Below are 24674 nucleotides of genomic sequence, written 5' to 3'. Positions count from 1 at the left end.
ATTCGGATCGAGAATTAAATGGCGAAGCTTGCGCGAAGGTGGCTCAGAAACCCGATTGAATGCGCGAAAAGACGAGATTGGTGAAAATCGAGATCTGCGAGCCGACGAAGGGAGCGGTAACACCGACGGTGATGAGCACGGCGACGATCTTCGGCACAAAGGTCAGCGTCGCTTCCTGCACCTGGGTCAGCGCCTGGATCAACGCAATGACGAGACCCACCACCATCGCAGCGATGACCGCGGGACCAGCGGCGATCAGCACGGTCCAGATCGCGGCCTGAAACAGATCCAATGCATCAGCTTCATTCATCGGAAGGCAACCTCATATCGCCTTGAAACGGCCCCGCCATTGCCGGGCCGCGTTGGTTGGCATCAACAGGCGCGTCGAATCACGAGCTGCTGCTCGGCGCCTCGTCGGCAATGGTGATTCCCGCCTGCACGAGTATCTTACCGCCATTGGTGGTCGTCGCAATGATGCCGTCGGAATAAACCTTGACGGAATCGATGACGCCCTTGACGGTGCCATCGGCGCTTTCCATGTACTTGCCGACATAGCTGCTCGCCTGAGTGAGGCTCGAGCTCGCCAGAAGCGTGTCCAACTTGCTGTTGGTCTGGATCGTCTGCTCGACCTGCGAGAAGCTTGCAAGCTGCGACATCTGCTCGCTGGCGTCCATCGGATCAGTCGGATCCTGGTTCTTCATCTGCGCGATGAGCAGCTGAAGGAAGTTGTCGTAGTTCAGCGTCGCCTTTTTCTGAGCCGAACTCGTGGTATTCGTCGTCGAACTCGTGCTGTTCACGTTCGACGTTGCATCTACCGCCATGGTGCGATCTCCCTGCGGATCTGCTCGACCATCGTCGGCGGCAGTTCGTGGTTGTTGAGAATGTTGTCTTCGATGGCGTAGAGACCGCGGATCGCCTTCAACGCATCGAAGGCGCGGCCGGTCGAGACGAGCGCGTCGATGCGCTTCAGCTCGGCGAGGATTTCCTCGTTCTTGAAGCAGGTGAGCAGCATGGTGATCGACTTGCGGAACATTGCCGTCGAGTGGTCCTTGCCCTCGGGATTGATGAGGATCATCTGCGCGATGAAGTAAAGCTGGCGCAACGGCGTCGTGGCGCCTTCCGGCTGCAGGACGTGGTTTTCGAGAAGGAACGTCACATCATTCAGGAATTCCAGCGCGACCTTGCGGTCGACACGCAGGACGGCGCCGTTGATGAAGATTCTTTCTCCGGCTTTCAGAGAAATGCGAAGTGTACTTTTCATTTAAGTCCATCCCTGATGATGGTGGTAACGTCGATGATGCCCTGGTAGTTATTAGTCAGACGTTTTCTGATCCTGTCGCATTCCTTCAAGATCCAGATCGCGATCGAGATGAGGTTGGCCCTGAGCTCGATCTCCAGCTGGTTGTCGGGATGTTTCAGATCCTCGATGAAGCTGATCCACACGCGTCGCGTATAAAACAGGGCTTCAATGGCTTCCCGCCCGTATTTTTCCTTGTCGCGCGCCAACGAGAGCAGTTCTATGGACCGGTCAAGAACCTGCCATTCCCGCTCTTTCGCGTCGGCCACCGAGTCTTGCATGACTTCGGCATATGAGAACTGATACATTCATGCATCCTTCTTTATATTGCGCGCCTTTGCTCATCAAAGGTAGTTTACTAGACTCAACTGCTGTATCTTCGAGACGATCGTGTAGGCGGTTTCAAGCTGGGTTTCCAAAGTCTTGACCAAGGTCGAGGCTTCGTAAGGATCAACGCCCTGCAGATCCACGAGCTTGTTCTTGATGATGTTCGACTGTGCATCGAGCGCATCGTTGGACTTCTTGACGCGCTCCTGGGAAAGGCCGAGCTGACTTGCCTGGGTCACCAGGCCTGTGGTCGCCTTCGTCGTGTAGCTGATCGCCTGCTTGGAAACCGTGCTCATCGCATCGGTGCTGAGGTTCTGGCTAAGCAGCGCCGAAGTCATGACCGAGGCGAGCGCGAAGTAGCGCATGCCTTCGGAATTGGCGTTGGTCGAGGATTCGATCACTTCCGAGTTGCTGATGCGGCTCGTCATGTTCTGGCTCGACGCCTGCGACCAGCCCGTCGTCGGGTCAGTCCAGTTGGCCTCGCTGAACATCGGCTCGACCTGCGTCGTGATGAAGGTCTGCATCTCAGCGCCGGTCAGCTGGTTGACCGGCTTGCCGAGACCGGTGGCATAGGTGTTCAGCGCCGTTACGATCGCCGCGCTCGTCGCCGTCGTCTTGTCGGTCAGCGGCTGCACATCGGTATTGATGCCGGAGAACAGATATTCGCCGTTCACCATGGTGTTGGACGTATCCATCATGGTGGAGAGCGCGCTGGTCGCCGACTGGATGGCGACGGTGATGCTGCCGGGATCGCGGCTGCCCTGGAGCGCAGTCAGCTTCGAAACCAGGCCGTCGCCGACGTCCTTCATCTTCGACAGACCGAGCTGCGAGGATTCCATACGCGCCGTGACAAGCGAATTGCTTGACTTGATCGAGTCTATCCTGTCGACCTCGCGGCTGAAGTCCACGCTCCTGGCGGCATTGCCGCCGAGCGAGACACCGATATCAGCATAGACTCCCGTCGTTGCTTCCATCGTCGCCTTGGTCATCTGGTTCTGCGCCTGACGGATCGTCAATCGCATCGCATTCTGAATGGCCGAACTTGAAATAAATGAGCTCTTCATGGCTTAACTCGCAATATCCAGCAATGACTTCAACATTTCGTCGACGGCGTTCAGGATCTTCGTCGCCGCCTTGTAGGACTGCTCGATGTCGAGAAGCAGCGTCAGTTCTTCGTCGAGATTGACGCCGGTCTCGTTGGAATAAGCTTCATCGGAGCGCGACAACGCCGCCGAGGTATTCTCCGCCGCCGTCGTGGCGTTGCTGCGGTACTGCTCGAGCCAGCCCAGGGAATTCGTGGCGTATTCCATGATGCTGACGTTCGAATCGATGCCCGTCGTGGCATCGAAGCCGACCGGCGTTCCCGCTGCTGGATCGAAATCGATGTCGGAGCTCATCGCGGTATATAGGCGATCAAGTTCAGTTGTGTAGCCGCTGACGTGGGTGGGGTTCGTGACCAGGCCCGTGGCGTTGACGCCGCCGTCGCGCAGGCGCATCGGATCGCCGCCCTGCGAGGTAATCACCCGGGCGCTGACTGTGATGGTCGCCGCCATGCCGGCGACGGCCGTGCCGCCGGTATCAACCGTGCCGCCGCTCCAGGTGAAAAGTCCTGGCACATAGGCCGGGGGCGCTGCCGTGTTCTGCTCCTTGAAGAGCGAAACAAGGCCGCGGGCAACTTCGTCGAGCTGCTTCTGGAAATTGGGAGCGATCTCGTCGCGGATCTGCAAGAGCGACTGCAGGCTCCCCTGCCCCGTCGTCGTCGAGCCCTTGCCGAGCGGCAGCGCGACGCCATCGATATAGACGGAATTGCCGACGGTCGTGGCGGTATAGACATCCTGGGATTTGAACGTCACCTTGCGCGGGATGGTCTCGAAGAGGATTGTCCCGTCAGGGGTGCTCAGCACCATGTCGTTGTTCTCGCGCGTCGTCGCGCTGACGCCGACGATCTGCGAAATCTGCTTGAGGACCTTCTCGCGCTCGTCAAGCGCGCCGGATGCATCCGCACCGGAAGCCGTGGCGGTCTTCACCGCATTGTTGGCCTTCTCGAACTGGCTGAGAAGCGTGTTCAGCGTATCGACCGCAGTGCCGATCTGCTTATCGGCCGTGGCGCGAACGTCCTGCACGGCTTTCGACGCGTTGTTCAGCGAGTTGGCGACGTCCTGGGCAGCGGTGATGGCGCCCTGGGCCGCGACGGTGCTGCCCGGCGAGGTCCTGAAAGCCTGAAGCTTCTGCTGGAAAACACCGAGATAGGTGGACGGCGACGTTTCGTAGTCGTTGCCGCCCATGATCGATTTCAAGTCCTCGAGACCACCCAGCAGGGTCTGCTGGGCGCTGTCTTGAGAAGAGGTCTTCAGATATTGGCGCAGCAGGGCATCTTCCTGTGCACGGTTGATCTGGACGACCTGCGCGCCATTCAAGGACGTGGTAAGCATCGCCTGCCGGCGCACGTAATCTTTGTTGCCGGCATTCGAGATATTGTTCGATACGACACTGCTCTGAGTGCCAGTATTGTTGAATATGCTCTGCGCGGTGTTAAGTGCTGACGTGAGCGACATGGCTTACCAGTACCCTACTTATCTCTTGAGGTTGACGAGTACGTCCATGATGTCGGAACCCGTCTGGAACACCTTGGAATTGGCGGTATAGCTGCGCTGCGATTCGATCATTTCGGTCAGTTCGCCGGCGAGGTCGACGTTCGAACCTTCGAGGGCGCCCGATTTGATCGTGCCGAGACCGTTGGTCTGCGGGAAGCCGGTGACGGTGACGCCCGACTGGCCGTTGGCGCTGTAGACGTTGCCGCTCATCAGCGTCAGCTTGTCGGGGCTGGCGACGTTGGCGAGCGGGATGCGATAGAGCGGCTTTGTGCTGCCGTCCTCATACTTGGCATAGACAATGCCGTCGCCATCGATGGTGACGTCCTTGACCGGTGTCGCCGCCTGGCCGTTCGGCGTACCAGTGCCGGAGAAGTCGGCGCCGAGCTGTGTGAAGCCGGAGAAATCCATGGCGATCGTCTGCCCAGTCACCGGATCGACGATGTTAACGGCGCCGCCGGCGGTTAGCTTGCCATTAGCATCGAAGCTCAGCGTTCCGGTGCCGACAGAGGCGGTGCTGTAGGGGAAGGAGGTGGTGCCGCCCACCGCAGCGTCGGCGTTGCGGAACATCGAAACTTGCCAGGTGGCAGCCGTAGCGGGGGTTGCCGGCGGCGGGGTCACAACCGAGGTCTTCGTGAAGTAGAAGTCGTACATGACCTTGTTGCCGAGGCGGTCATAGGCGACCATCGAAACCTTCTTGGTGTCGGTCGTCGTCGTGGCGAGGTTGGCACTCGGCAACGTCGCAGGAGCGACCGGAGCGACCTTTGCGTTGGAATCGAGGTTGCCCTTAAACACCCCTGATGTCGAGGCAATGGCGGTCAGGCCGTCCTGGTTGACGTTGACGGGAACGAGGCCGTCGAAGCCGTTGACGACGACGGCGGGAGAGCCGGAATCGTAGGAGTAGCCCATCAGCTGGAAGCCGGCGGCATTGACGAGGTTGCCTTCGTCGTCCTTCTGGAAGTCGCCGGCGCGAGTCAGGACCGGCGTGCCGTCGGCGCCCTGAACGATGAAGAAGCCGTCGCCCGAGATCGCAAGATCGGTGGTGGATGTGGTGTAGGAAATATCGCCCTGGTCGGAGACGGCCTGGCGGACCGAGGTCTGAACGCCGCCGGAATTGTAGTTGCCGCCCGAGGAGGGCAGAACCAGCGACGAGAAGCTCGTCGACACGGCCTTGTAGCCGGACGTGTTAACGTTGGCGATGTTGTCGGCGACGGTGCTGAGGCGGTTCGCCTGCGCGTTCATCCCCGATACTGCCGTCTTCATGCTGCCGAAAATGCTCATCTGAAAACCTCGTTTTACCTGTTAAGCTCAAGAGTATTTGGCGGGCCTTGCGTGAAGCTGTCTGTTATGCGGACAGCAAGGCCAAATATCCAACTTCAGCCGGGCGTTTCCATCCGGCTGAAAAATCAAGCCCAATCAATGCAGTAACCAAGGAAACGCTTGGAATCGACCGGATCGACGCCGAGCTTCTTGCGCAGCTTCTTGCGCAGCTTCGAGATGTGGCTTTCGACGACATTCTCCTCGACCTCTTCGTCGAAGATGCCGTAGATGGCGTTGAAGATCTGGGTCTTGGTGACCCGGCGACCGCGGTTGGCGATCAAATATTCGAGGATGCGCCGCTCGCGCCGGGGAAGCGCGAAGACCTCGCCGTTGATCTCGGGATCACGGCCATCCGAAAAGACGCGGATCGCGCCGATATCGGTGTGGTTGGCAATCGCCTTCAGCCGGCGCCGGATGGCAGCCGCCCTCGCGAGGATTTCACGGGGATGAACCGGCTTGCGCACCACGTCGTCAACGCCGCAATCGAAAAGCGCAAGGGTATTTTCGAGCGACGGCTGATCGCTGACCGCGATCACCGGCGCCATCGATCGATCCCGGATTGCCCGGGGCAGTTCCAGATTGCGCTGGCCCTGGCCGATCAGGAAGGCCTCGACGGCCGCAATGTCGGAATCCGCGGCGGTCTGTACCCACTCGCCGAATTCCGCAGGATCAAAGCCGGTCGAGGGAATGCCCTCACGGCCAAACAGAGATGTGTATCCATCTTTTACGAGCTCACGCTCATCAACCACTACGATCATTCGTCCGCCTCCGAATCAGTGTGGCACTTCGATGATCTATGGGTACGAATCGCACGAATCGACGACAACTCGTTAAAGTTAATGGCAGAAATTAATAATTGATTAAGATCCCGGTGGCGATTTGATCTATATCTAGTAGGGGGGCCATTTTATGCACACAAAAATTTCGTGGAAAAGTTAACGCTCCCTTAATTATGACTTGCGCACGGGATTCGTGCCGGATTCCTGCCATATTATGACACAGTTTTGTCACAATATGCCGCTTCAATTTTTGATTGAATTAATTTTGGCAGAAGTTACTCGCATTGGGAGTCCACTTACCGTACCCCGTGGCGACCAGATTGGTGATGACGCGACAGACATATCGCTTCTGGGCGGGGTCATTGTTGGGGCCGGCGTGGTATCGGGCTACCGCCATCGTCCAGGTTTCGTGCCGATCATGGAGGTTGCGGAGGAATTTCGCCGCGTACTCCACGTTGTGATGCGGGTCGAACATGTCCTCGGCGGAGCCGAAATTCTCTCCATGATAATAATGGTTGATCTGCATGCAGCCGATGTCGATCAGCTTTGCGCCGCTCCTTCGGGCGACATCGAACTGCTTCATCGCATCCTGCTCGGAGGGTGGAAAGATTGCCTTGCCCTCGACATTCATGGCGTAGGGATAGAGCGACCCCTTGCGGCCGGTCTCCGTCAGGCCGACCGAATAGAGAATGCCTTCCGGGATGCCGTATTTGGCAGCCGCCGACTGGATCTCGCGTTCGCAGGCGCCGGTGGAGGCTGATACCTCAGAGGTAAACGCCGCCAGCGCCGCTGCTGCCAGGCCGGCCAGCAGAAACGTCTTCGATACCGGTCTCGCCTGCGCCATTGAAGCCTCCATCCGTCCGCTGCGCCGTCTGATTCTGGCGCTCTCGCGCCGCGCCGCCCTGCCCCTGCTGGGCAAGCGACTGCTGCTGGGAGGCCTGGCCCTGGCTGCCTGCCTGGTTGCCCGCATCGGCACGCTCGACGGGCGCCATGCTGACCGTCACGTTCTCGATCGTGTAACCCTGGCTGCGCAGCGCTTCGAGAATCTTGCCGTGATCTTCCTTCAGTTGGCGGTAAGCCGCGCCCGTCTCGACCTTAAGATCGACGTTCAGCGCGTCGCCGGACAGGCGCATGGTCGCCGTCACCAGGCCGAGATCGATCGGGTTCATCTGGATCTTCAGCGTATTGACCACCTTGCCGGTGCTCGTCCACTCCGCCGCGTTGGACAGGGCCGAGCTTGGCTGCATGGCTCGCGCCCATTCGGAATCGCCGGAGAGAGCGGCCGTGACGGCGGCAGAATTCGAATTCTGCGCCAAGCCGATATAGCGGCGTGATTCGAGGACCGAAACATTTTCGAGATCGGCCTTTTTGGACCCGTCCTTCGGCCCTGCTTGGTCCGCGCCGATGTGCATATCCATCGACACGCCGCGGCCATCGGCGCGGCTGATCCTGAACGTCCTGCCATCGGCCGCGTCGGCATTCTCCGTTCCCGGAAGCCTGGCGTCGTCCGCCTTGCCACTCTCGACGCTGCTGACGGCCGCCAGTGCATCGGTCGCGTGGCCGTCGGCCTTGGCGTTGATACCGTCGATTTTCCTGTCTGATGCAGCCACCTCATCAGCCTTGGCCGACGCCTGATGCGCAACGACTGCCGCCGGCAAAGCCGCAGCACCTTCGGAAGGCTCCTGCTTCAACAGGCCGAGGACATCGGAAATACCGCCGTCGTCGTCACCGCTGCTCTCCTTATCCGCATCCGTTTCCGACGCTTCGACCTTCACGTGCTTGGCGCCTTTGGCTGCCTGGGCGACATCGGCTGCAGCGGCGTCTTTCGGATCGAGCGTGCCGAAAGCGAGATCGGCCGGCATTTTTGCCTGGTTCTTTGCAGGCTTTGCCGCGACCTTTCCAGCATTTGCGAGATCGGTGATTTTCCCCGGCTCCACTTCCGCCTGCGCCTTCAGCGCGGCATCGCTGAGATCGATCAACGGCTTTGCGCCGCGGCTGCGGATAGCCCGCGCCGTCTTTTCCGCCGCACCTTCGGCAACCGCGCCCTCGTCCGACTGCGCCTCATCAGACTCGCTATTGGCCGCGCCGCCGCTCGCCTTGGCAAGCGCATCGAAGAACCCGTTTTTCTGGTCGGCGGCATCAGCCTTTCCGCCCTGGCGCGCGGATTTCGCGGCCGCGGCTGTCTCCGTACCAGGGGCTCCGCCCGAAACGCTCATATCCATCATGTTAATTGCCTTCCTGCGCCAGAAGACTGTCGATCTCGTCGAGCCTGGATCGACTGGTCGTCACAAATGCGTTGAATGAGGGGTCGGTATCCTGGCTTTGGCCAGTCGATGCCACACCTCCTGGAACAGGCTCGGGATGCGCGCCTGGCGCCCCCGGTTGCGTAGCTAGAGCCGCAGCCTTTTCAGAAGTGATTTCTTGATGCTCATCGTTAGAGGCGGATGCTTGCGTCAGGCTTGCCGGATCTGGCGCGCGCAGGATCTGCTCCGCGACGGATCTCGCCGCCTCCTGCAGCGCCTGATCCCGGGGCGAGAGCGCATTGCCATCGATGCCGCTGACATTTTTCGCCGCCCGGTCGATATCGTCCGTCGGCAAGCCGGCCATGCCGCCATAGAAATCGGCGAGCGGGCCGAAAGCATTGTCGGTTCCCGCACCAAGCGATTGCACGCGTTCCACCGCCATACGCGCCAGCTCCGGCTTGCCCGATATTGCCGCGGCGCGGGCGATGCGCAGATAAACCTCGCGCTGGCGCGGAGCATCCATGAACGACAGAATGTCGATAACATCCTGCGGCTTCACATCGTGATCATGACCGACGACGAGCTTGACGAAGAGGTCGGCGAACTGACCGGCATAGGGCGAATGCAGGAAGCGCCTGATATAACGCTGCGAATAGGCCATTCCCCTGTCGACCATTCCCTTATCGAGGCAGATGGCGACGGAGCGGCGCAACGCTGCCTCCTCGACGATCGTGCCCGGCGCCGCGAGACGCGCCTGATCGTAAAGATCCAGCGCTTCCGTCGGCTTTGTCGCGATCAGCACATTGCCGCCGATCAGCGCAAGATAAGGGCCGATCTTCTTGTCGCGATATTCCCTGGACGTCTCCTCCAGCGTCTTCGCAACGAGGAGCCCCTTGCCGCTCAGATATTTGCGCAGGACATCGGTGACACGATTGTCGAAATAGCCGTTGACGTCGTGGGCGATCAGATATTCGAGCGTCTGCGGATTGCCGCCGCTCATCGCGTAGATCAATGCGGCGTCTACGTTGCGGTCGTCGTCGAAGATCGAGGGATCGACAGTGCGCAGCCGCTGATCGATCGTACCCAGCATGAAACGCTGCATTTCGCCGGCCGAATGATCGCCGGCAGCGACGGAATCCTGCACGAACTGCAGCGACCGCAGCATCTTGTACGGCGCAAGATCGTCCGGATCCTCGGCATTGCTTACGGCTGGCGAGAGTATCGCCAGGCCGAGGGCCACGAATCCGAAGGTGCGATGCTGACGACGCGCCATCCTGTTTTCCTTAATCCGCCTGCACCAGAATCTCGATCCGGCGGTTGGCCGCATCGAACGGCTCAGCCGGCACCTTCAGGCGGCGGTCGGCGAAACCGGAGACCTGAGATATGCGCTTTTCGTCGAGCCCGCCGCGCACCAGCATGTAGTAGGCGCTCTGTGCACGGTCCATTGAAAGCCGCCAGTTCTCGTTCTGGGTACCTTTATATTGTCGCCCGTCCGTGTGGCCGCGGATAGCCACCGCGCCACCCCTCTCCTTCAGGATCTCGCCGATCTTGCTCATGGCGAGCACCATCTCCTGGCGCGGAACCGCGGAGCCGATATTGAACATCGAGTCGTCGGTCTGGTCGGAGATACTCACCAGAAGCCCGCCTTCGGCTGCCGTCACCGTCAAGCCTTCTGCGAGTTTACCGGCAACTCCGCCGATCTGCTGGGCGATCTGCTCCTGGAGCTGCCTTGCCTCTTCCTTTTGCTGCTCTTCGGTTTCGGCCGCGCTCTTGTCCGCCTCCTTCTGGTGGTCGGCGTCCTTTTGCGCGTCGGTCTTCTTTTCGTCGGGCGTTTTGCCGTCCCCCTTGCCATCCTGGGCCTGCACCTCGCCCTTCGCGTCCTTGGACGGTTTCTGTTCCGGCACCGGCATCGGCTTCAGATTCTCGGGCGTCACATTCTCGGCCTTGGCAATTTCGGTCGGTTCGCTTTCGCTCGGCTGTTCCTCGCTCTTGCCGGGAGGCTGCGACTTGCCTGCCGTCGTAACCTCGACCTGCTTCGTCCAGAAATCCGGATCGAAGGGATCGCGATAGGCCTCGCCGCCATCAGCGCCGGTGGCCGGGCCGGAATCAGCCGCGCCGCCATCGCCCTTGGCGCTGACATTGGCCTGCTGGCCGACTTCCTGCGCGATCTCGGCGAGAACCGAATAGGGGTTTTCGAAGAAGTCGGCTTCCGAATAATTGGTGTGGTCGCCTGAGGTCGATGTCTGGTCGTCACCATCCGCGGCAGACTTGCCCTCGGTCGGGTTTTCTTCCTTCTGCTTCGACTTCTCTTGCTTCTCCTCGCCCTCGTCATTTTTGACGGGCTTCTTCAGGCCCTTTTCGGTCGGCTTTTCGTCGGCAAGCTTGATCGGGTTGAAATAGGTCGCAACCGCGGCCTTGGTCTCCTCGTTGGCGGCGTTAACCAGCCACATGACCAGGAAGAACGCCATCATCGCCGTCATGAAATCGGCATAGGCAATTTTCCACGCACCGCCATGGGCGCCATCGTGATCGCCGCCGCCATGCCTCTTGACGATGATGATCTCGTTCTTGCCGTGGTGGTGGTTTTCGCCTTCACTCATTCGAGAACTTTCTTCAAGCTGGCCGCCCAGGCGGACATACGGGTGACGATGACGGATTCGCCGATTTCGACGGCAAGATCGATATCGTCGGTCTCAACGTGGCGAACCGCCGTGGCGTGTTCGCCAAGCTCGGCCTTCAACCTGTCGAAAAGCCGTGTCGGCCCTCTGACGACGATCGGTCCGGCTGCGCCTTCGAGGATCGCATCGCGCAGCAGTGCGGCGAGGTTCTCGGCAGCCCTGGCGGCGAGCGCGTCGGTCATCACGGGCGCGATTGCCGCCGCAGCACCGGCGCTGACCAGTTCGGCGACTTCCTCGGCGATATCGCGGATACGGGATGCAATCACCGCCGCCGCCTCGACTTCGTAGCGAAGCTTCAGTTCCTCGAGCTCGCGGGCGTGGGACTCGGCCAGCGCCCGCGCCTCGAGCTCGTACTTTTCCGTCAATTCCGCGGTCGCTGCGGCATGGCCTTCAGCATAGGCCTCGCGGCGCTCCGCCTCGACGTCGATGACAGGCTCGCTCGGCATCTCAGGAAAACCGGCGCCGGCGAAATCATCTACGTCGATGACCGGCGCCGGCGATTCCGGTTCACCGAAATCCCTCAAATACCGGGAAAGCGAAATGCTCATAAAACCCATCCAGCATTGGCGAGGGATGCAGCATGCCCACCCCGCTCAAAATGACCTTGTGCGCCGGCATGCCGTTTCGAAACGGGCAAGGGCTTGGCCTTGCGCCGGCACGAATTCAGACGATGCCTTCATGCCGGAAACTAGGAAGTCAAACTTGCGCGAGGATGAATGGCGCCCCCGACGTCCGTGTTCGCGCCTACCTTTACTCCAGCAGAATGAGGATCTTGCTTGCCGCCGTGTTGAGGATCGAGATCGCTTCGACGGCCATCTGCTTCTGCGTCTCGATCGCCTTCTGACGGATCGACGCCTCGTCCATGTCGGTATCGACCAGCGCGCCTACGCTCTTGTCGATCGAATCGGACAGGTTGGCGGTGTAATCGATCTGATCGTCGATGCGGGCTTTCATCACGCCGATCGAAGCGGCCGTCGTCGTCAACGTGGAGAGCAAGGAATCGGTGACATCGAGCATGTCGACGAGCTGCGCGTCGGTCGTGTTCTTGCCGATCGCGATTTCCGTGCCGGTCGCCGGCGTCGTCGAGTTGGCGTTCAGCAGGTAGTAGTTGCGGGGGCCGGTCCCGCTGTTGTTGATTGCCTGCGCATCGACCGATTTGGTCAACAGGCCGCCGCTGGCATTGTTCTTATCGATGAGAATGGTCTGCGACGATGGAAAATCGATGCTCTGGGGCTGATACTCGCCGGTCGAGGCGCGCACGAAGCCCGAGATGACCGACCATGTCGGGGGGGCGGCAGAATCGCCGTTCAGCAGCCAGTTCTCGCCTGCGAACGACGTCGATTCGACGACCGTCTGCAGCTGCTGCTTATATTCGCTGATCTCGGCGTTGATCTTGTCCTTGTCTGTGCCCGGCTCTCTTGCCGCAACCAGCTTGGTACGGATCTGAGTGATGAGATCGATCGCCGAATTCATCGACGTATAGGTCGCATCCACTTTCGCGGCGCCAAGGCCGAGCGCATCTCCGATCGTACCGAGATTGGTGCTGTCAGAGCGCATGACGGTCGCGATGGACCAATAGGACGCACCATCGGCGGCCGTCTCGATACGATATCCCGAGGAAACTTGCTGCTGGGTCTGGCTGGCTTCTTTATTGATGCTACGCAGCACCGCAAGCGCATTCACCGTGGCCGCGCTGTTAATCTTAACGGTCATCGACAGGGTCTCGGATAAAGTGAAAAGGGCAGGCCGGATTGCCGGCGGCGACTGACGTGGCGTCATGCCTCCGACGGGGGTTCCGTCGGCGTCTCGCAAAACAAATCAACTCAAGGCGAGGTTAACTCGATACCAACCTGTTGGGCAAGAGCGCGGACCACGCGCGCAAACAGCGAAACTTCGCGCCAATCAACCTATTGATATAAAATAAAAAACCGCGCCGTTTCGGGCGCGGTTCGTGAGGTTTTCCGTTTGCCGACGGACGGCGGCGCAAGATTCGGTCCAGCTTCAGCCGAGCGTTAGCTGCGGAACAGGGTGAGGATGTTCTGAGCGCTGGAATTGGCGATCGACAGCGACTGGATCGCCAGCTGCTGCTGGGTTTGCAAGGCCGTCAGCTTGCTCGATTCCTCTTCCATGTCGGCGTCAACGAGGCGTCCGACGCCTGAGTCGATCGAATCGCTCAGCGCTCCTACGAAATTTTCCTGGAGTTCGATGCGGGTGGAAATCGAACCAAGCTGCGATGCAGCCTTGGTCATGGCTTCGAGACCGGCCTCGATCGAGGTCAGCGCCATGGAGATCTCAGCCGAACCGAAGGTGCTGATGTCCATCGAATAGATCGAACCAATTGTGCCGTATGAGGTGCCGATAATGCCCGAGGTCGTCTCAATCGTGCCGGTTGCAGTCATTCCGAAGAGAACGTTGCCTGTGGAGCTTGTGTCCAGAACGTAGTCCGTCGTCTTGACCGAGACGTTGCCGTTGCCGTCACGGACGAAGGTCGACACGACGCTCTTGGTGCCGTCAGCGCCGGCAACCCAGTTTTCACCGGAGAAGGAAGCCGACTGCGCGATGCTGAGCAGTTGCTGCTGCAACTGGCCGATTTCTTCCTGGACCTTGGTCTTGTCGACGCCCTTTTCGGTCGCGGCGACGATCTTGGCCTTGATCTCACTGATGACGTCGATTGCACTGTCCATGGCGGAGTAAGCGGTATCGACCTTAGCGGCGCCCAGACCGAGAGCGTCGGAAACGGCCGAAAGCGCCTTGTTGTCCGAACGCATGGTCGTTGCGATCGACCAATAGGCAGCGTTGTCGGACGCCTTTTCGACACGATAACCCGACGAGACACGGTTCTGCGTGCCTTCGAGGTTGTGGTTGATTCCGCGGAGGGTCTGAAGGGCGGCCATCGCCGCGACGTTCGTCAAAATGCTGGTCATGAAATGATTGCCCCTTGTCGGCAGGTGGAAAAAAGGGACATTCCGGAATGTTACCGGGAGCGGGGATCAGCCTCATGCCTGTTAACCGATTGTCAATATCGGTTAACCCGCCGTCTCGTTGACGTGAGAAAACAGCATTATGGTTAATCAACCGTTAACAGAAATTAAAAAGCCGCGCTCCATCGAAGCGCGGCTGGGATCTCAGGGGTCCGCCGAGGCCGGCGGACCGATGTTTTCTGCGGGTTATTAGCCGCGGAAGAGCGACAGGATGGTCTGCGAAGAGGAGTTCGCGATCGACAGCGACTGGACGGCCAGCTGCTGCTGGGTCTGCAGGGCGCTGAGTTTGGAGGACTCTTCTTCCATGTCGGCATCGACGAGGCGGCCGATACCGGAGTCGATCGAGTCGCTGAGCGCGGAGACGAAGTTTTCCTGAAGTTCGATGCGCTTGGAGATCGAGCCGAGAGCCGCACCTGCGCTGGTCATGGCCTTTAGAGCCGATTCAACGTTGGTCAGAGCCGTCTGGATCTGGCCGAGGGTGAAGTTGGTGATGTCCATAGCGTAGACGGAACCGGTCGCACCATTCGACGTGCCGAGGATACCCGTGGAGGTTTCGACCGCGCCGGCGCTCATACCGAACAGAACGTTGCCGGCAGAGCCGTCGTCGAGAACGTAGTCAGTCATCACGACCGATACGGCGTTGGAACCGTCACGGACGAAGGAGGCCACAACATTCTTGGTGCCGTCAGCGCCAGCAACCCAGTTTTCGCCGGAGAAGGAAGCCGACTGAGCGATGCTGAGCAACTGCTGCTGCAGCTGGCTGATTTCTTCCTGGACCTTGGCCTTGTCAACGCCGCTTTCCGTGGCGGCAACCAGCTTGGCCTTGATCTCACCGACGACGTCGATGGCGCTGTCCATGGCGGAATAAGCGGTGTCAACCTTCGCGGCGCCGAGGCCGAGGGCGTCGGAAACGGCCGAAAGAGCCTTGTTGTCCGAACGCATGGTGGTTGCGATCGACCAGTAAGCAGCGTTGTCGGAAGCCTTGCCGACGCGATAGCCGGAGGAAACGTGAGCCTGTGTTTCCTGGAGACCCTGGTTAATGCCGCGGAGAGTCTGGAGGGCTGCCATTGCAGCGTTATTGGTGTTGATGCTCGTCATAGTTTGCTTGCCCCTTATTGGCAGATTTTAGAAAGGGACATTCCGGATTTTCGGCCGGCCCACAGCGATCAGCATCATGCCTGTTAACCATCTTTGTTAGGGTTAACTCGCCGTTTCGATGGGCCTAGAAAACAGCAAGATGGTTAAAGAAAGCTAAATTCAAAATGAAAATAGCGTAAAAATATCTGATGCTTAGAAGGATTTTTATTAACCTTATGTTAAAACATTTCGCGGCCGGGGATGACCCGGCCGCGAAACTTGGAAACCTGATGCCGACCGCTGCTAGCGGAAGAGCGACAGGATGTTCTGCGAAGAGGAGTTCGCGATCGACAGCGACTGGATCGCCAGCTGCTGCTGGGTCTGCAAGGCGCTGAGCTTGGAGGACTCTTCTTCCATGTTGGCATCGACGAGGCGGCCGACACCGGAGTCGATCGAGTCGCTGAGCGCGTTGACGAAATCGTCCTGGCTGTCGATACGCTTGGAGAGCGAGCCGAGAGCCGCACCTGCGCTGGTCATGGCCTTCAGAGCCGATTCGACGTTGGTCAGAGCCGTCTGGATCTGGCCGGCGGTGAAGTTGGTTATGCTCATCGAGTAGATTGAGCCGGTCGCGCCAGTCGAGGTGCCGAGAATACCGGTGGAGGTTTCAACCGAGCCGCCGCTCATGCCGAACAGAACGTTGCCGGCAGAGCCGCTGTTGAGAACGTAATCGGTGGTGGTGATCGAGACGGCGTTGGAGCCGTCGCGGACGAAGGAGGAAACGACGCTCTTGGTGCCGTTCGCGCCGGCAACCCAGTTCTCGCCGTTGAAGGACGCCGACTGAGCGATGCTGAGCAGCTGCTGCTGCAGCTGACCGATTTCTTCCTGGACCTTGGCCTTGTCGACGCCGTTTTCCGTCGCAGCAACCAGCTTGGCCTTGATCTCGCCGACAACGTCGATGGCGCTGTCCATGGCTGTGTAAGCCGTATCGACCTTCGCAGCACCAACGCCGAGGGCATCGGAAACAGCCGAAAGAGCCTTATTATCAGAACGCATGGTCGTTGCGATCGACCAGTAAGCGGCGTTGTCAGAAGCCTTTTCAACGCGGTAGCCCGAGGAAACGTGGTTCTGCGTGCTGTTGAGGCTCTGGTTGACGTTGCGCAGCGTCTGGAGAGCGGCCATTGCGGAAGAATTCGTGTTAATGCTTGTCATAAATCTGTCCCCTGGAAACTAGATACAAAAAGGAGGACATACCGGACTGTAATACCGGCGATGACGGACCAGCTTCATGCTACTCGGCGCCTGCTTGTTTGGCCCAAACCCGTCATGTCCAGGGCAATCTCGCAGCCAATGCTTGCCAACTTCTTAAAAATACGGGGTCACGCTCAGGCCCTCACACGGCATAGTTAATGCCTCCTCACAACGCTTAGTTAATGGCTGCTGAAGATAGTTTTGGCATTCGAATTTCGAGCAGCAAAAGCGAATTTTACGGGCGAAAATGGGCTCTTTCTGAGACAGGTGAGGATTTGCGGACGACGCGGGTCCATCGCGCCACCGGTTTCAAGCAAGCTTCGAATGTCAGTGTGTGAGATGCCGGGATAGCATCATCGGACCGATCCCCCGTTTTCCGGGGAGGACGGCCCGCGTGCGCGTCCGCAATCGGCAGCCACGCCAGAATATTTCCTTCACGGAGTTGGGTTTTGAACAGCAAAGTTTCGTTCTCTGCGGCATCCAAAGATTACCAGGCAGGCCGCTACACAAAGTCCTTGGCGACGCTCAACCAGCTCATCGATACTCAGCAGGACGCCAAGACCTATGCGCTGCTGGCGAAGAACCTCGTGCAGCTCGGCTTCAAGGCCGATGCCGCGAAAGCCTATGGCCTTGCAGGCAATTGCGAAGGACCGAACGCTTACGAATATCAGAAACAGGCCGCCAAGCTGCATTATGAGACCGGCAGCGAGGATGAAGCCCTGCTGATCGCCATGCGCAACCTCACCAGGGCGCAGGAAGATGCCGAGCTCGCCTTCATCATTACGGCGATCTATCTGAAGCGCCAGCAGCGGGATATCATCCGTCCGTTCAAGACGATCCTGTCGGAAAGCATGAATCCCGATCACATGCGCCTGGCGGCCCTGCTGCTCAGCGACGATCTCAACGACGCAACCAACCAGGCGCTTGCGCGCAACCTCTTCAAGCGCTTTCCCGGCAATCATGCCTTCCGCTTTCTCCACCTTGTATTCGCACGTGAATTCAACGACTTCGAAGAGGCAGCCAAGCATCAGGCGGTGATCGACGGGGCCCTGGCAAAGGGCGATCTCGAGATACTGCGCAAGGACAACCCCTTCTATCATCTACACTGGTGCGGCAACGAGGATTTCAACCGGCACGCAACGATCGGCACGACCCCTCTCAACCCGGAACGGGTCGCTTTCCGCCGCAACCAGCCGCACACATGGTCCGACAAAATCCGGATCGGCTACATGTCATCGGATTTCTGGGATCGCCACGCGACGATGAAGCTTTTGCAGCGCATCCTGGAACTGCATGACAAGGATCGCTTCGAGGTCACGCTGTTCTGCCATACAGGCCCGGAATTCCTCAAGCACAACGACACCGACCGCAGCCGCTGGGGCAGGATCGTCGACATTCACGGATTCTCCGACCAGGCGGTGCTCGAAACTGTACGCGAGCACAATATCGACATCATGGTCGACCTGAAGGGCCATACGTCGGGCAGCCGCGCGACGGCTTTCAACTTGCCGCTCGCACCGGTGCATGTCGGCTGGCTCGGCTTCCCCGGCAGCACCGTCAACATCGATCTCGACTACGTCATCGGCGACCATTTCGTCCTGCCTGATGTGGCAATGCCGTTCTATCATGAGAAATTCTGCCGGCTTCCGGAGAGTTACCAGCCGAACGACCCGACGCATCGTCCGAAGCCGCGTCCCGTCACCCGTGAGCAGCTCGGCCTGCCGGAAGAGGCGTTCATCTTCGCCTCCTTCAACGGCAACCGCAAAATCACGCCGGAAACGATCAACAGCTGGTGCCGGATTCTCAAGCGGGCGCCGAACAGCGTGCTCTGGCTGATGGCCAATACGCCGCGCAACCAGGCAAACCTCTTGAAGCAGTTCCAGGCCGCGGGCATTTCCGCCAAGCGGATCATCTTCTGCCCGCGCGCGCCCTATGAAGAGCACATCGACCGCCAGCAGGCGGCCGATCTCGGCATCGACACCTTCCCCGTCAACGGCCACACGACCACCTCGGAGCAGCTCTGGGGCGGCCTGCCGGTTCTAACCGTCAAGGGCACCAATTTCGCCTCACGCGTCAGCGAAAGTCTGCTCCAGGCAATCGACCTGCCTGATCTCGTCGCCGCCGACCTGCAGGCTTATGAAGACCTTGCTGTCGAATTGGCGCAAAATCCCGGGCGGATCGCCGAATACAAGGCGCATCTGAAGAAGAAGCGGTACATCGCGCCGCTCTTTGACGCCGAACGATTCTGCTATCATCTGGAGCAGGCGTACGAAATCATGGCCGAGCGCGCCAAACAGCGCCTTGCGCCAGAGCACATCGACATTCCGGCGCTGCCGCCGCGCACGGCGCCCTTCGCCGCCGAGTGAGGCTTTCGACCTGCACAAAAAACCGTCGGAGCGATCCGGCGGTTTTTTCGTTGGAGACGGCAATGAACGCAGCCGTTCAGCTGAATGAGCGCACCAGGCTGCCGACGAGCAGATTCCAGCCGTCGATCAGCACGAAGAAGAGAATCTTGAAAGGAAGCGAGATCGAGGTCGGCGGCAGCATCATCATGCCCATCGCCATGGTGATGGTCGCGACAATGAGGTCGATGACGAGGAACGGCAGAACGATGAGAAAGCCGATCTCGAAGCCGCGGCGAATTTCCGAAATCATGAAGGCCGGGATCAGCACGCGGTAGTCGATCGGATCGACCGTCTGAATATTCTGCCCGCGCTCACGCGCGAGATCGACGAAGAGCGCCAGATCCTTGTCGCGGGTATTGGCCACCATGAAGGTCCGGAAAGGTTCGGCAATCCGCTGAACGGCTTCGGTCTCGTTGATCTGGTTGGCGAGCAGCGGCTGCACGCCGTTCTGCCAAGCCTGATCGAAAGTCGGCGACATGACGTAGAAGGTCATGAACAACGACAGCGACAGCAGGATCATGTTGGAGGGCGTCGAGGAGAGGCCCATGCCCGAGCGCAGGATCGAGAAGGCGATGATGAAGCGCGGAAAGCTCGTCACCATGATCAGGATGCCCGGCGCGACCGAAAGAACGGTCAGCAGGCCGAACGTGCGAATGATCCAGGCGGCGACGGAGCCATCGACCGGCACGTTCAACAAGTCAGTCGGCAGCTGCTGTGCCACCGCCAGTTCCGGTACCGCCATCATGGCAGCAAGGAAAACTATGAATCGAATCATTCGATGACAAATGTCCTGAACATGACCTTCGATACCCGCCCTTGCGAGCGAAGGTCAACACGTTCCTGTATGTCATCCTTGAGATATTGAAAGCCCCGCGGCCCCTCGATCTGCTGGAGGGAAACGGTCCTGATATAGGCGAGGATATCCTGATGAATATCCTCGGAAACCTTGACATCAGGCGGACCGTTGAACAGCAGCGCGACCTCGAGTCGGACCCAGTTTTCAGAGGGGTAAGCGAGGTTCGACGTGATCGGCTCGAGCTGGACGACGTTGTTCTCTTCGGTCGAGATGCGCGCCAGGCCTTCCTCGGCCTTTTTCTTGGCCTCGACCTCCTTGGCCAGCTCCGCCTCCTTGGCGCCCTTGACGTTGGGCGCGACGATCGTGCCGACCGCCCAGCCGCCGCCGGCGCCAACGAGCGTCAGCACGGCAATGCCGATGATCGTCATCAGCGCGGCGGATTTCTTCTTCGGTTGACCTGCGATTTCGTCTGGCTCTGCCATCGTCGTTCAGCCTCAAAGCGGCGAGAAAAGATCGACGGCCTGCTGGCCGCGCGGCGGCTGCTGCACTTCCATCAGGCGGCCGCGGCCGCCATAGGAGATGCGGGCTTCGGCGATCTTGTCGTAGGAGATCTGGTTGTCGGCATTGACGTCCTGCGGACGAACGATACCGGCGACGTTCAGGATGCGCAGTTCCTGGTTCAGGCGCACTTCCTGCGAACCAGAGATGACGAGGTTGCCGTTTTCGAGGATGCCGGTGACGACGGCTGCGACCAGAAGGGTAATCTTGTCGGTACGCTCGATCTTGCCCTTGCCGTCGGTGCTGGTGTCGGAACCGTAGGTCAAGTCGGTCTTCGACTCCGGCGTCCAGCCGAAGATCTGGGCGTTGATATCCCAGTTCATGCCGCTCGAATTGGTGCGGCTGCGGTTGGTCTCGTTGTCGAATGAAGCTTTGTCGTTGATCTGGATGTCGACGGTCAGAATGTCGCCGACGTTCAAGGCGCGCGCATCCTTGAAGAGGGCGGCCTGCGAATCGCTCCATAGCGAATAGCCCTGCGCGACGGCGCGCGGCTGCTTCGGGTAGAGCGCCATCTGCGGCGTCTGGCCATAAGCGAGACCGCTGCCGATCGGGCTCATGGCAGGCGCGCGGCCGATCTCGCTGACCGCCGTCGGAGACTGGCAACCTGCAAGGAGTGCGAGAGCGGCGATCGCTGCCGGGAAACGCATATTCATGAAGGATCCTTCGACGTATTGGGGTCGGACGCACTGGCGATGATGTTTGCGATGACCGCAGCTTTCTCAGGGTCCATCTCGTTGAGGATGAGGCTCGACTGGCGCGGACCGAGCCGCATGATGACGGCAGACGCCACCTCGATCTTCATGTCCTGCAGCTGGAGCGCTGCCGCATCCGGCTTCATCTTCTTGTAGATTTCGGTGAGGCCGGCTTCCGCCTGCTTCAGGAAATCGTCGCGGCGCTTGAGCCAGTCCTGATATTCGGCCTTGCGCTTGTCCATCTCGGCCATGCGAGCGTCGATGTCGGCGCGAAGCTTTTCCAGTTCCTGCTTCTGCAGGAGGTAACGCTGGTCGCGGGCGGGATCGGCGATGTTCGTGCAGAACTGCTTGATCTCGTCCTGGGGCGTGATGGCGCCTTCCGGATGCTCCTGTGCGAAAGCGCCGGGAATCGAGAGGAGGACGAGGCCCGCCGCCGGCAGCGCCAGCCGGCGCAGCAGTTGCAGGACCGTCATGTCAGGATTGATGATACCAATCATTGCAGCACAAGCTCCGCCTGCAGGGCGCCCGCCGACTTGATGCCCTGGAGAATGGCGATGATGCCGTCCGGTTTCACGCCGATATTGTTAAGACCGGCGACGAGGGTCCTGAGGTCGGGGCCATCGATGATCGCGACGCGTCCGCCGGTCTGTTCGGCCGCGATGTCGGTCTGCGGCTGGACGGCGGTCCGCCCGCGCGAGAAGGGTTCGGGCTGGATGATCTGCGGCGTCTCGGTGACCTGGACCGTCAAGGTGCCGTAGCTGACGGCGACCGGCGAGACGCGGACATCAGAGCCGATGACGATCGTTCCGGTGCGCTCGTTGATGACGACCTTGGCCGGCGTGTCGGTTTCGACGATGAGATTTTCGATATCGGCCATCAGACGGGTGAGGTCGGCCGCACGCGGCTTCTGGACCACCACTTCCTGCGAATCCTTGGCTTCCGCCACCGGGCCGCCGAAGCGGGCCGAGGCGTAACCATTGACGATGTCGGCGATGCGGATCGCCGTCGAGAAGTCGGGGTTGCGCAGCTGCAGGACGAGATTGACCGAATCCTTGAAGCGGGACGGCAGTTCGCGCTCGATGATCGCGCCGCCGGGCACGCGACCGGCGGTGGTGACACCTTCGGTCACCGTCGCCGCCTGGCCTTGCGCCTGAAAGCCGGAAACGATGACGGCGCCCTGTGCGACGGCATAGATCTGGCCGTCGGCGCCGGAAAGCGAGGTCATGACGAGCGTGCCGCCACGCAGCGACGTCGCGTCGCCGAGCGAGCTCACCGTCACGTCGATACGGCTGCCGGGGCTAGCAAAAGGCGGCAGGTTGGCGGTGACCATCACCGCCGCCGTATTCTTGGCGCTGGACTGGCCGCCCTGCGTCGAGATGCCGAGATTCTGCAGCATCGCCCGCATCGACTGCTCGGTGAAGGGCGAGGAACGGAAACCGTCGCCGGTTCCCTGCAGACCGACGATCAGGCCGTAACCGATCAGCTGGTTGTCGCGGCCGGCCTGGAGGGAGGCGATGTCCTTGATGCGGGAGGTCAGCGCCCAGGCGGGCGCGACATCGGCCAAATTCATGGCGAGAACCGCAACAAGGGTCAGGAAACGGAAGAACAATTTCATTTTGCCCTCACATGGATCGTGCCATCCGCAAGCACCGTGCCGCTGACGATGACGCCGGAATCCATATTGCGCGCACGGATGAGCTGCCCCGTCGCGCCGTCTTCGAGCGGCGTGCCGGCGGCCGAGATCGTCATTGCGCCGAGAGAGAAGACCAGGCGGATCGAAGAGCCGCGCGTCACCGTATAGGGCTCGCGCAAGGCCGAAACCGAAATCGTGCGGCCAGGCAGCAACGTGCGCTTGGAGACCAGACCTTCGACCTGCGAAATCGATTTGGCATAGTCTCCTGCGAGGTTGGGGTTGGTGACCTCGACCTCCTGAAGCTGGCTGCCCGACAATGTGTCGCCGGGGTAGATGATCGTCGTCGGGACGACGGCATAACCCATGCCGGCATCCACCTCCGCGGGCAAAATGATGCCCGCGACTGCGATCGTGGCTGCCGCCACCCATCCTGAGATGCGTCCTGCCCGGCAAAACATCATGTTTCGGCCCTTCCCTTTACTTCAGGTTCTTGCTGACGATGGAGGCCATTTCATCAGCGGTGGTGATCACCTTGGAATTCATTTCATAAGCGCGCTGGGCCGATATCAGCTCGGTGATTTCCTTCACCGGATCGACGTTGGAGGATTCCAGGTAACCTTGCTTCATGTAGCCGAAACCTTCCTCGTCCGGGTTGCCGACCACAGCCTCGCCCGAGGCCGCCGTTTCCTGGAAGAGGTTGTCGCCGATCGGCTGCAGGCCCGCCTCGTTGACGAAGTCTGCAAGCGTCAGCTGACCGAGCACTGTTGTATCGGTCTGACCCGGCAGCTTGACCGAAACTTCGCCGGAGCGGCTGATCGTCAGCTCGGTGGAACCCTGCGGGATGGTGATTCCAGGAAGAACCTCATAACCGTCGATGGTGACGAGCTGGCCCTGATCGTTCTTGTTGAAAGCGCCGGCGCGGGTATAGAGCGTGGTGCCGTCGGTCGACTGGATCTGGAAGAAGCCCTTGCCGATCAGCGCCACGTCGAGATCGTTGCCGGTCTGGGTGAGTTCGCCCTGGAGATGCAGATTGCGGACCGCCGAGGTCTGGACGCCGAGGCCGATATTGGCGCCCTCGGGAACGACGGCCTGGTTGGCGCGGTTGGCGACACCCTTGGCGCGTTCGGTCTGGTAGAGCAGATCGGTGAACTCGGCGCGGGCCCGCTTGAAGCCCGTCGTGTTGATGTTGGCGATGTTGTTCGCGATGACTTCCAGATTGGTCTGCTGGGCATCCATGCCCGTTGCTGCGATGGCGAGCGCTCTCATGTCTTCGTCCTCAAATCAGTTACATCTGCATCTTGGTGACTTCGAGAAAGGCCGAGACGACCTTGTCACGGATGGCAATCGCGGTCTGGAGCGTCTGCTCGGCCTGCAGCATGGAATCGACGACTTCGCGCGTCGTCGCCGTGCCCTTGATACCGGCAAAGGACATGCTTTCCGCACCCTTCAGGCTGTTGACGGCGTCAGTGGCCATGCCGCCCAGGACCGAAGCGAAGCTCATGCCGTTGGCGGCGCCCGCGGTACCCGGCATGGTGGCGGCGGCAGACGACGAGACGGAATTTTCGGTGTCGACGGCGCCGAGCGCACGGGTCATCGAAAGGTTGCTGACATTCTGGACGCTGCTGATCATTATTATTGGCTCTTCAGGAGATCGATCGTGGAGGAGATGAGGTCGCGGGTCTGCTTGATGGTCTGCAGGTTGGCGTCGTAGGAGCGGTTGGCTTCACGCATGTCGGCCATCTCGACCAGGATATTGACGTTCGGCAGCTTGACGACGCCCTTTTCGTTCGCAGCCGGATTGCTGGGGTCGAATTCAGTGCTGAAATCGCCTTCGTCGACGCCGACCTTCTTGACGTTGACCGTCTCGACGCCGCTCGTGCGGTCCATCTGCTGGCCGAAGGTGATCGTCTTGCGGCGATAGGGGTCGGCGCCGGGCGTGTCGCCGGTCGAGCGGGCGTTGGCGATGTTTTCCGAGACGATGCGCAGGCGCGTCGACTGCGCTTCGAGCCCAGAACCGGCGATTTTCATTGCTGCTGAAAGCGGATCCAT

The 24674-nt window shown here is 60.1% G+C and carries 27 protein-coding genes; 1 reads left to right on the top strand and 26 read right to left on the bottom strand.

All coding sequences use genetic code 11. The features are described 5' to 3' along the window. Positions 1-43: 43 nt before the first annotated feature. The 17 genes from fliQ to ATY76_RS22280 form a co-directional block, all read right to left on the bottom strand. Positions 44-310: a flagellar biosynthesis protein FliQ gene (gene fliQ, locus ATY76_RS22360; RefSeq protein ID WP_009992823.1), complete on the bottom strand. Its 267-nt coding sequence runs from the start codon at positions 308-310 to the stop codon at positions 44-46. A gap of 79 nt (positions 311-389) precedes the next feature. Further along, positions 390-821, bottom strand: coding sequence for a flagellar hook assembly protein FlgD (gene flgD, locus ATY76_RS22355; protein WP_088676867.1), 432 nt, complete (start codon positions 819-821; stop codon positions 390-392). Beyond that, a complete protein-coding gene (flbT, locus tag ATY76_RS22350; RefSeq protein ID WP_012482697.1) occupies positions 812-1261 on the bottom strand; it encodes a flagellar biosynthesis repressor FlbT in 450 nt (149 codons plus the stop codon). The genes flgD and flbT overlap by 10 nt, the downstream gene beginning before the upstream one ends. Further along, positions 1258-1605 carry a flagellar biosynthesis regulator FlaF gene (gene flaF / locus ATY76_RS22345; protein ID WP_088676866.1) on the bottom strand — a complete coding sequence of 116 codons (348 nt, stop codon included), beginning with the start codon at positions 1603-1605 and terminating at the stop codon, positions 1258-1260. The genes flbT and flaF overlap by 4 nt, the downstream gene beginning before the upstream one ends. A gap of 36 nt (positions 1606-1641) precedes the next feature. Beyond that, a complete protein-coding gene (locus ATY76_RS22340) occupies positions 1642-2688 on the bottom strand; it encodes a flagellar hook-associated family protein (protein WP_088676865.1) in 1047 nt (348 codons plus the stop codon). 3 nt (positions 2689-2691) lie between these two features. Beyond that, positions 2692-4179 (bottom strand): flagellar hook-associated protein FlgK, encoded by a 1488-nt coding sequence (flgK, locus tag ATY76_RS22335; RefSeq protein WP_088676864.1) that lies wholly within the window; start codon positions 4177-4179, stop codon positions 2692-2694. Positions 4180-4197: 18 nt separating this feature from the next. After that, positions 4198-5496 (bottom strand): flagellar hook protein FlgE, encoded by a 1299-nt coding sequence (locus ATY76_RS22330; RefSeq protein ID WP_088676863.1) that lies wholly within the window; start codon positions 5494-5496, stop codon positions 4198-4200. A 125-nt stretch (positions 5497-5621) separates the two neighbouring features. Beyond that, positions 5622-6293: a winged helix-turn-helix domain-containing protein gene (locus tag ATY76_RS22325; RefSeq protein WP_088676862.1), complete on the bottom strand. Its 672-nt coding sequence runs from the start codon at positions 6291-6293 to the stop codon at positions 5622-5624. A gap of 280 nt (positions 6294-6573) precedes the next feature. Further along, entirely contained in the window at positions 6574-7158 is a 585-nt protein-coding gene (locus tag ATY76_RS22320; protein WP_088676861.1) for a lytic transglycosylase domain-containing protein, read from the bottom strand. Continuing rightward, a complete protein-coding gene (locus ATY76_RS22315; RefSeq protein WP_088676860.1) occupies positions 7079-8539 on the bottom strand; it encodes a flagellar hook-length control protein FliK in 1461 nt (486 codons plus the stop codon). Before ATY76_RS22315 ends, ATY76_RS22320 begins: the two co-directional genes overlap by 80 nt. Before the next feature lies 1 nt (position 8540). Next, entirely contained in the window at positions 8541-9830 is a 1290-nt protein-coding gene (gene motC, locus ATY76_RS22310; protein WP_088676859.1) for a chemotaxis protein MotC, read from the bottom strand. A 10-nt stretch (positions 9831-9840) separates the two neighbouring features. After that, the gene (locus ATY76_RS22305; RefSeq protein WP_088676858.1) at positions 9841-11157 is read right to left on the bottom strand and encodes a MotB family protein; all 1317 of its coding nucleotides are present in this window, start codon (positions 11155-11157) and stop codon (positions 9841-9843) included. Continuing rightward, complete coding sequence (locus tag ATY76_RS22300; RefSeq protein ID WP_088676857.1) at positions 11154-11783, bottom strand: hypothetical protein; 630 nt, start codon at positions 11781-11783, stop codon at positions 11154-11156. The genes ATY76_RS22305 and ATY76_RS22300 overlap by 4 nt, the downstream gene beginning before the upstream one ends. Before the next feature lie 202 nt (positions 11784-11985). After that, a complete protein-coding gene (locus ATY76_RS22295; protein WP_088676856.1) occupies positions 11986-12948 on the bottom strand; it encodes a flagellin in 963 nt (320 codons plus the stop codon). A gap of 299 nt (positions 12949-13247) precedes the next feature. Beyond that, positions 13248-14159, bottom strand: a complete 912-nt coding sequence (locus ATY76_RS22290; protein WP_088676855.1) for a flagellin — start codon at positions 14157-14159, stop codon at positions 13248-13250. Between the two features lie 246 nt (positions 14160-14405). Then, positions 14406-15314: a flagellin gene (locus ATY76_RS22285; protein ID WP_088676854.1), complete on the bottom strand. Its 909-nt coding sequence runs from the start codon at positions 15312-15314 to the stop codon at positions 14406-14408. A 282-nt stretch (positions 15315-15596) separates the two neighbouring features. After that, positions 15597-16502 carry a flagellin gene (locus tag ATY76_RS22280; protein ID WP_088676853.1) on the bottom strand — a complete coding sequence of 302 codons (906 nt, stop codon included), beginning with the start codon at positions 16500-16502 and terminating at the stop codon, positions 15597-15599. A 488-nt stretch (positions 16503-16990) separates the two neighbouring features. Between ATY76_RS22280 and ATY76_RS22275 the strand changes: the two genes are divergently transcribed. Then, positions 16991-18907 (top strand): glycosyl transferase, encoded by a 1917-nt coding sequence (locus ATY76_RS22275; protein ID WP_088676852.1) that lies wholly within the window; start codon positions 16991-16993, stop codon positions 18905-18907. A 76-nt stretch (positions 18908-18983) separates the two neighbouring features. Here ATY76_RS22275 and fliP read toward each other — a convergent pair whose 3' ends face one another. From fliP to flgC, 9 genes are read right to left on the bottom strand one after another with little or no spacing between them, the layout of a single operon-like run. After that, the gene (gene fliP, locus ATY76_RS22270) at positions 18984-19721 is read right to left on the bottom strand and encodes a flagellar type III secretion system pore protein FliP (protein ID WP_088676851.1); all 738 of its coding nucleotides are present in this window, start codon (positions 19719-19721) and stop codon (positions 18984-18986) included. Continuing rightward, positions 19718-20224: a flagellar basal body-associated FliL family protein gene (locus ATY76_RS22265; RefSeq protein ID WP_088676850.1), complete on the bottom strand. Its 507-nt coding sequence runs from the start codon at positions 20222-20224 to the stop codon at positions 19718-19720. The genes fliP and ATY76_RS22265 overlap by 4 nt, the downstream gene beginning before the upstream one ends. 12 nt (positions 20225-20236) lie before the next feature. Continuing rightward, on the bottom strand, positions 20237-20953 hold the full coding sequence (gene flgH, locus ATY76_RS22260) for a flagellar basal body L-ring protein FlgH (protein ID WP_088676849.1): 717 nt from the start codon (positions 20951-20953) through the stop codon (positions 20237-20239). Continuing rightward, positions 20950-21489, bottom strand: coding sequence for a MotE family protein (locus tag ATY76_RS22255; RefSeq protein WP_088676848.1), 540 nt, complete (start codon positions 21487-21489; stop codon positions 20950-20952). Before ATY76_RS22255 ends, flgH begins: the two co-directional genes overlap by 4 nt. Beyond that, positions 21486-22607: a flagellar basal body P-ring protein FlgI gene (locus ATY76_RS22250; protein WP_088676847.1), complete on the bottom strand. Its 1122-nt coding sequence runs from the start codon at positions 22605-22607 to the stop codon at positions 21486-21488. Before ATY76_RS22250 ends, ATY76_RS22255 begins: the two co-directional genes overlap by 4 nt. Next, a complete protein-coding gene (flgA, locus tag ATY76_RS22245) occupies positions 22604-23086 on the bottom strand; it encodes a flagellar basal body P-ring formation chaperone FlgA (RefSeq protein ID WP_088676846.1) in 483 nt (160 codons plus the stop codon). Before flgA ends, ATY76_RS22250 begins: the two co-directional genes overlap by 4 nt. A 16-nt stretch (positions 23087-23102) precedes the next feature. After that, the gene (flgG, locus tag ATY76_RS22240; protein WP_088676845.1) at positions 23103-23891 is read right to left on the bottom strand and encodes a flagellar basal-body rod protein FlgG; all 789 of its coding nucleotides are present in this window, start codon (positions 23889-23891) and stop codon (positions 23103-23105) included. A gap of 19 nt (positions 23892-23910) precedes the next feature. Further along, the gene (locus ATY76_RS22235) at positions 23911-24255 is read right to left on the bottom strand and encodes a flagellar hook-basal body complex protein FliE (protein WP_088676844.1); all 345 of its coding nucleotides are present in this window, start codon (positions 24253-24255) and stop codon (positions 23911-23913) included. Between the two features lie 2 nt (positions 24256-24257). Then, positions 24258-24674: a flagellar basal body rod protein FlgC gene (gene flgC, locus ATY76_RS22230; RefSeq protein WP_088676843.1), complete on the bottom strand. Its 417-nt coding sequence runs from the start codon at positions 24672-24674 to the stop codon at positions 24258-24260.

The sequence above is a fragment of the Rhizobium sp. R339 genome, assembly GCF_002211395.1.
In the GTDB taxonomy this organism is placed as follows: domain Bacteria; phylum Pseudomonadota; class Alphaproteobacteria; order Rhizobiales; family Rhizobiaceae; genus Rhizobium.
The sequence above is the reverse complement of the archived record's forward strand: the minus strand, read 5'-3'. Positions and strand labels throughout refer to the sequence as shown.

Excerpts from the sequence above, each read along its gene's own strand:
- fliQ (WP_009992823.1), bottom strand. The coding sequence starts at position 310 with ATGAATGAAGCTGATGCATTGGATCTGTTTCAGGCCGCGATCTGGACC.
- flgD (WP_088676867.1), bottom strand. The coding sequence starts at position 821 with ATGGCGGTAGATGCAACGTCGAACGTGAACAGCACGAGTTCGACGACG.
- flbT (WP_012482697.1), bottom strand. The coding sequence starts at position 1,261 with ATGAAAAGTACACTTCGCATTTCTCTGAAAGCCGGAGAAAGAATCTTC.
- flaF (WP_088676866.1), bottom strand. The coding sequence starts at position 1,605 with ATGTATCAGTTCTCATATGCCGAAGTCATGCAAGACTCGGTGGCCGAC.
- ATY76_RS22340 (WP_088676865.1), bottom strand. The coding sequence starts at position 2,688 with ATGAAGAGCTCATTTATTTCAAGTTCGGCCATTCAGAATGCGATGCGA.
- flgK (WP_088676864.1), bottom strand. The coding sequence starts at position 4,179 with ATGTCGCTCACGTCAGCACTTAACACCGCGCAGAGCATATTCAACAAT.
- ATY76_RS22330 (WP_088676863.1), bottom strand. The coding sequence starts at position 5,496 with ATGAGCATTTTCGGCAGCATGAAGACGGCAGTATCGGGGATGAACGCG.
- ATY76_RS22325 (WP_088676862.1), bottom strand. The coding sequence starts at position 6,293 with ATGATCGTAGTGGTTGATGAGCGTGAGCTCGTAAAAGATGGATACACA.
- ATY76_RS22320 (WP_088676861.1), bottom strand. The coding sequence starts at position 7,158 with ATGGCGCAGGCGAGACCGGTATCGAAGACGTTTCTGCTGGCCGGCCTG.
- ATY76_RS22315 (WP_088676860.1), bottom strand. The coding sequence starts at position 8,539 with ATGATGGATATGAGCGTTTCGGGCGGAGCCCCTGGTACGGAGACAGCC.
- motC (WP_088676859.1), bottom strand. The coding sequence starts at position 9,830 with ATGGCGCGTCGTCAGCATCGCACCTTCGGATTCGTGGCCCTCGGCCTG.
- ATY76_RS22305 (WP_088676858.1), bottom strand. The coding sequence starts at position 11,157 with ATGAGTGAAGGCGAAAACCACCACCACGGCAAGAACGAGATCATCATC.
- ATY76_RS22300 (WP_088676857.1), bottom strand. The coding sequence starts at position 11,783 with ATGAGCATTTCGCTTTCCCGGTATTTGAGGGATTTCGGTGAACCGGAA.
- ATY76_RS22295 (WP_088676856.1), bottom strand. The coding sequence starts at position 12,948 with ATGACCGTTAAGATTAACAGCGCGGCCACGGTGAATGCGCTTGCGGTG.
- ATY76_RS22290 (WP_088676855.1), bottom strand. The coding sequence starts at position 14,159 with ATGACCAGCATTTTGACGAACGTCGCGGCGATGGCCGCCCTTCAGACC.
- ATY76_RS22285 (WP_088676854.1), bottom strand. The coding sequence starts at position 15,314 with ATGACGAGCATCAACACCAATAACGCTGCAATGGCAGCCCTCCAGACT.
- ATY76_RS22280 (WP_088676853.1), bottom strand. The coding sequence starts at position 16,502 with ATGACAAGCATTAACACGAATTCTTCCGCAATGGCCGCTCTCCAGACG.
- fliP (WP_088676851.1), bottom strand. The coding sequence starts at position 19,721 with ATGATTCGATTCATAGTTTTCCTTGCTGCCATGATGGCGGTACCGGAA.
- ATY76_RS22265 (WP_088676850.1), bottom strand. The coding sequence starts at position 20,224 with ATGGCAGAGCCAGACGAAATCGCAGGTCAACCGAAGAAGAAATCCGCC.
- flgH (WP_088676849.1), bottom strand. The coding sequence starts at position 20,953 with ATGAATATGCGTTTCCCGGCAGCGATCGCCGCTCTCGCACTCCTTGCA.
- ATY76_RS22255 (WP_088676848.1), bottom strand. The coding sequence starts at position 21,489 with ATGATTGGTATCATCAATCCTGACATGACGGTCCTGCAACTGCTGCGC.
- ATY76_RS22250 (WP_088676847.1), bottom strand. The coding sequence starts at position 22,607 with ATGAAATTGTTCTTCCGTTTCCTGACCCTTGTTGCGGTTCTCGCCATG.
- flgA (WP_088676846.1), bottom strand. The coding sequence starts at position 23,086 with ATGATGTTTTGCCGGGCAGGACGCATCTCAGGATGGGTGGCGGCAGCC.
- flgG (WP_088676845.1), bottom strand. The coding sequence starts at position 23,891 with ATGAGAGCGCTCGCCATCGCAGCAACGGGCATGGATGCCCAGCAGACC.
- ATY76_RS22235 (WP_088676844.1), bottom strand. The coding sequence starts at position 24,255 with ATGATCAGCAGCGTCCAGAATGTCAGCAACCTTTCGATGACCCGTGCG.
- flgC (WP_088676843.1), bottom strand. The coding sequence starts at position 24,674 with ATGGATCCGCTTTCAGCAGCAATGAAAATCGCCGGTTCTGGGCTCGAA.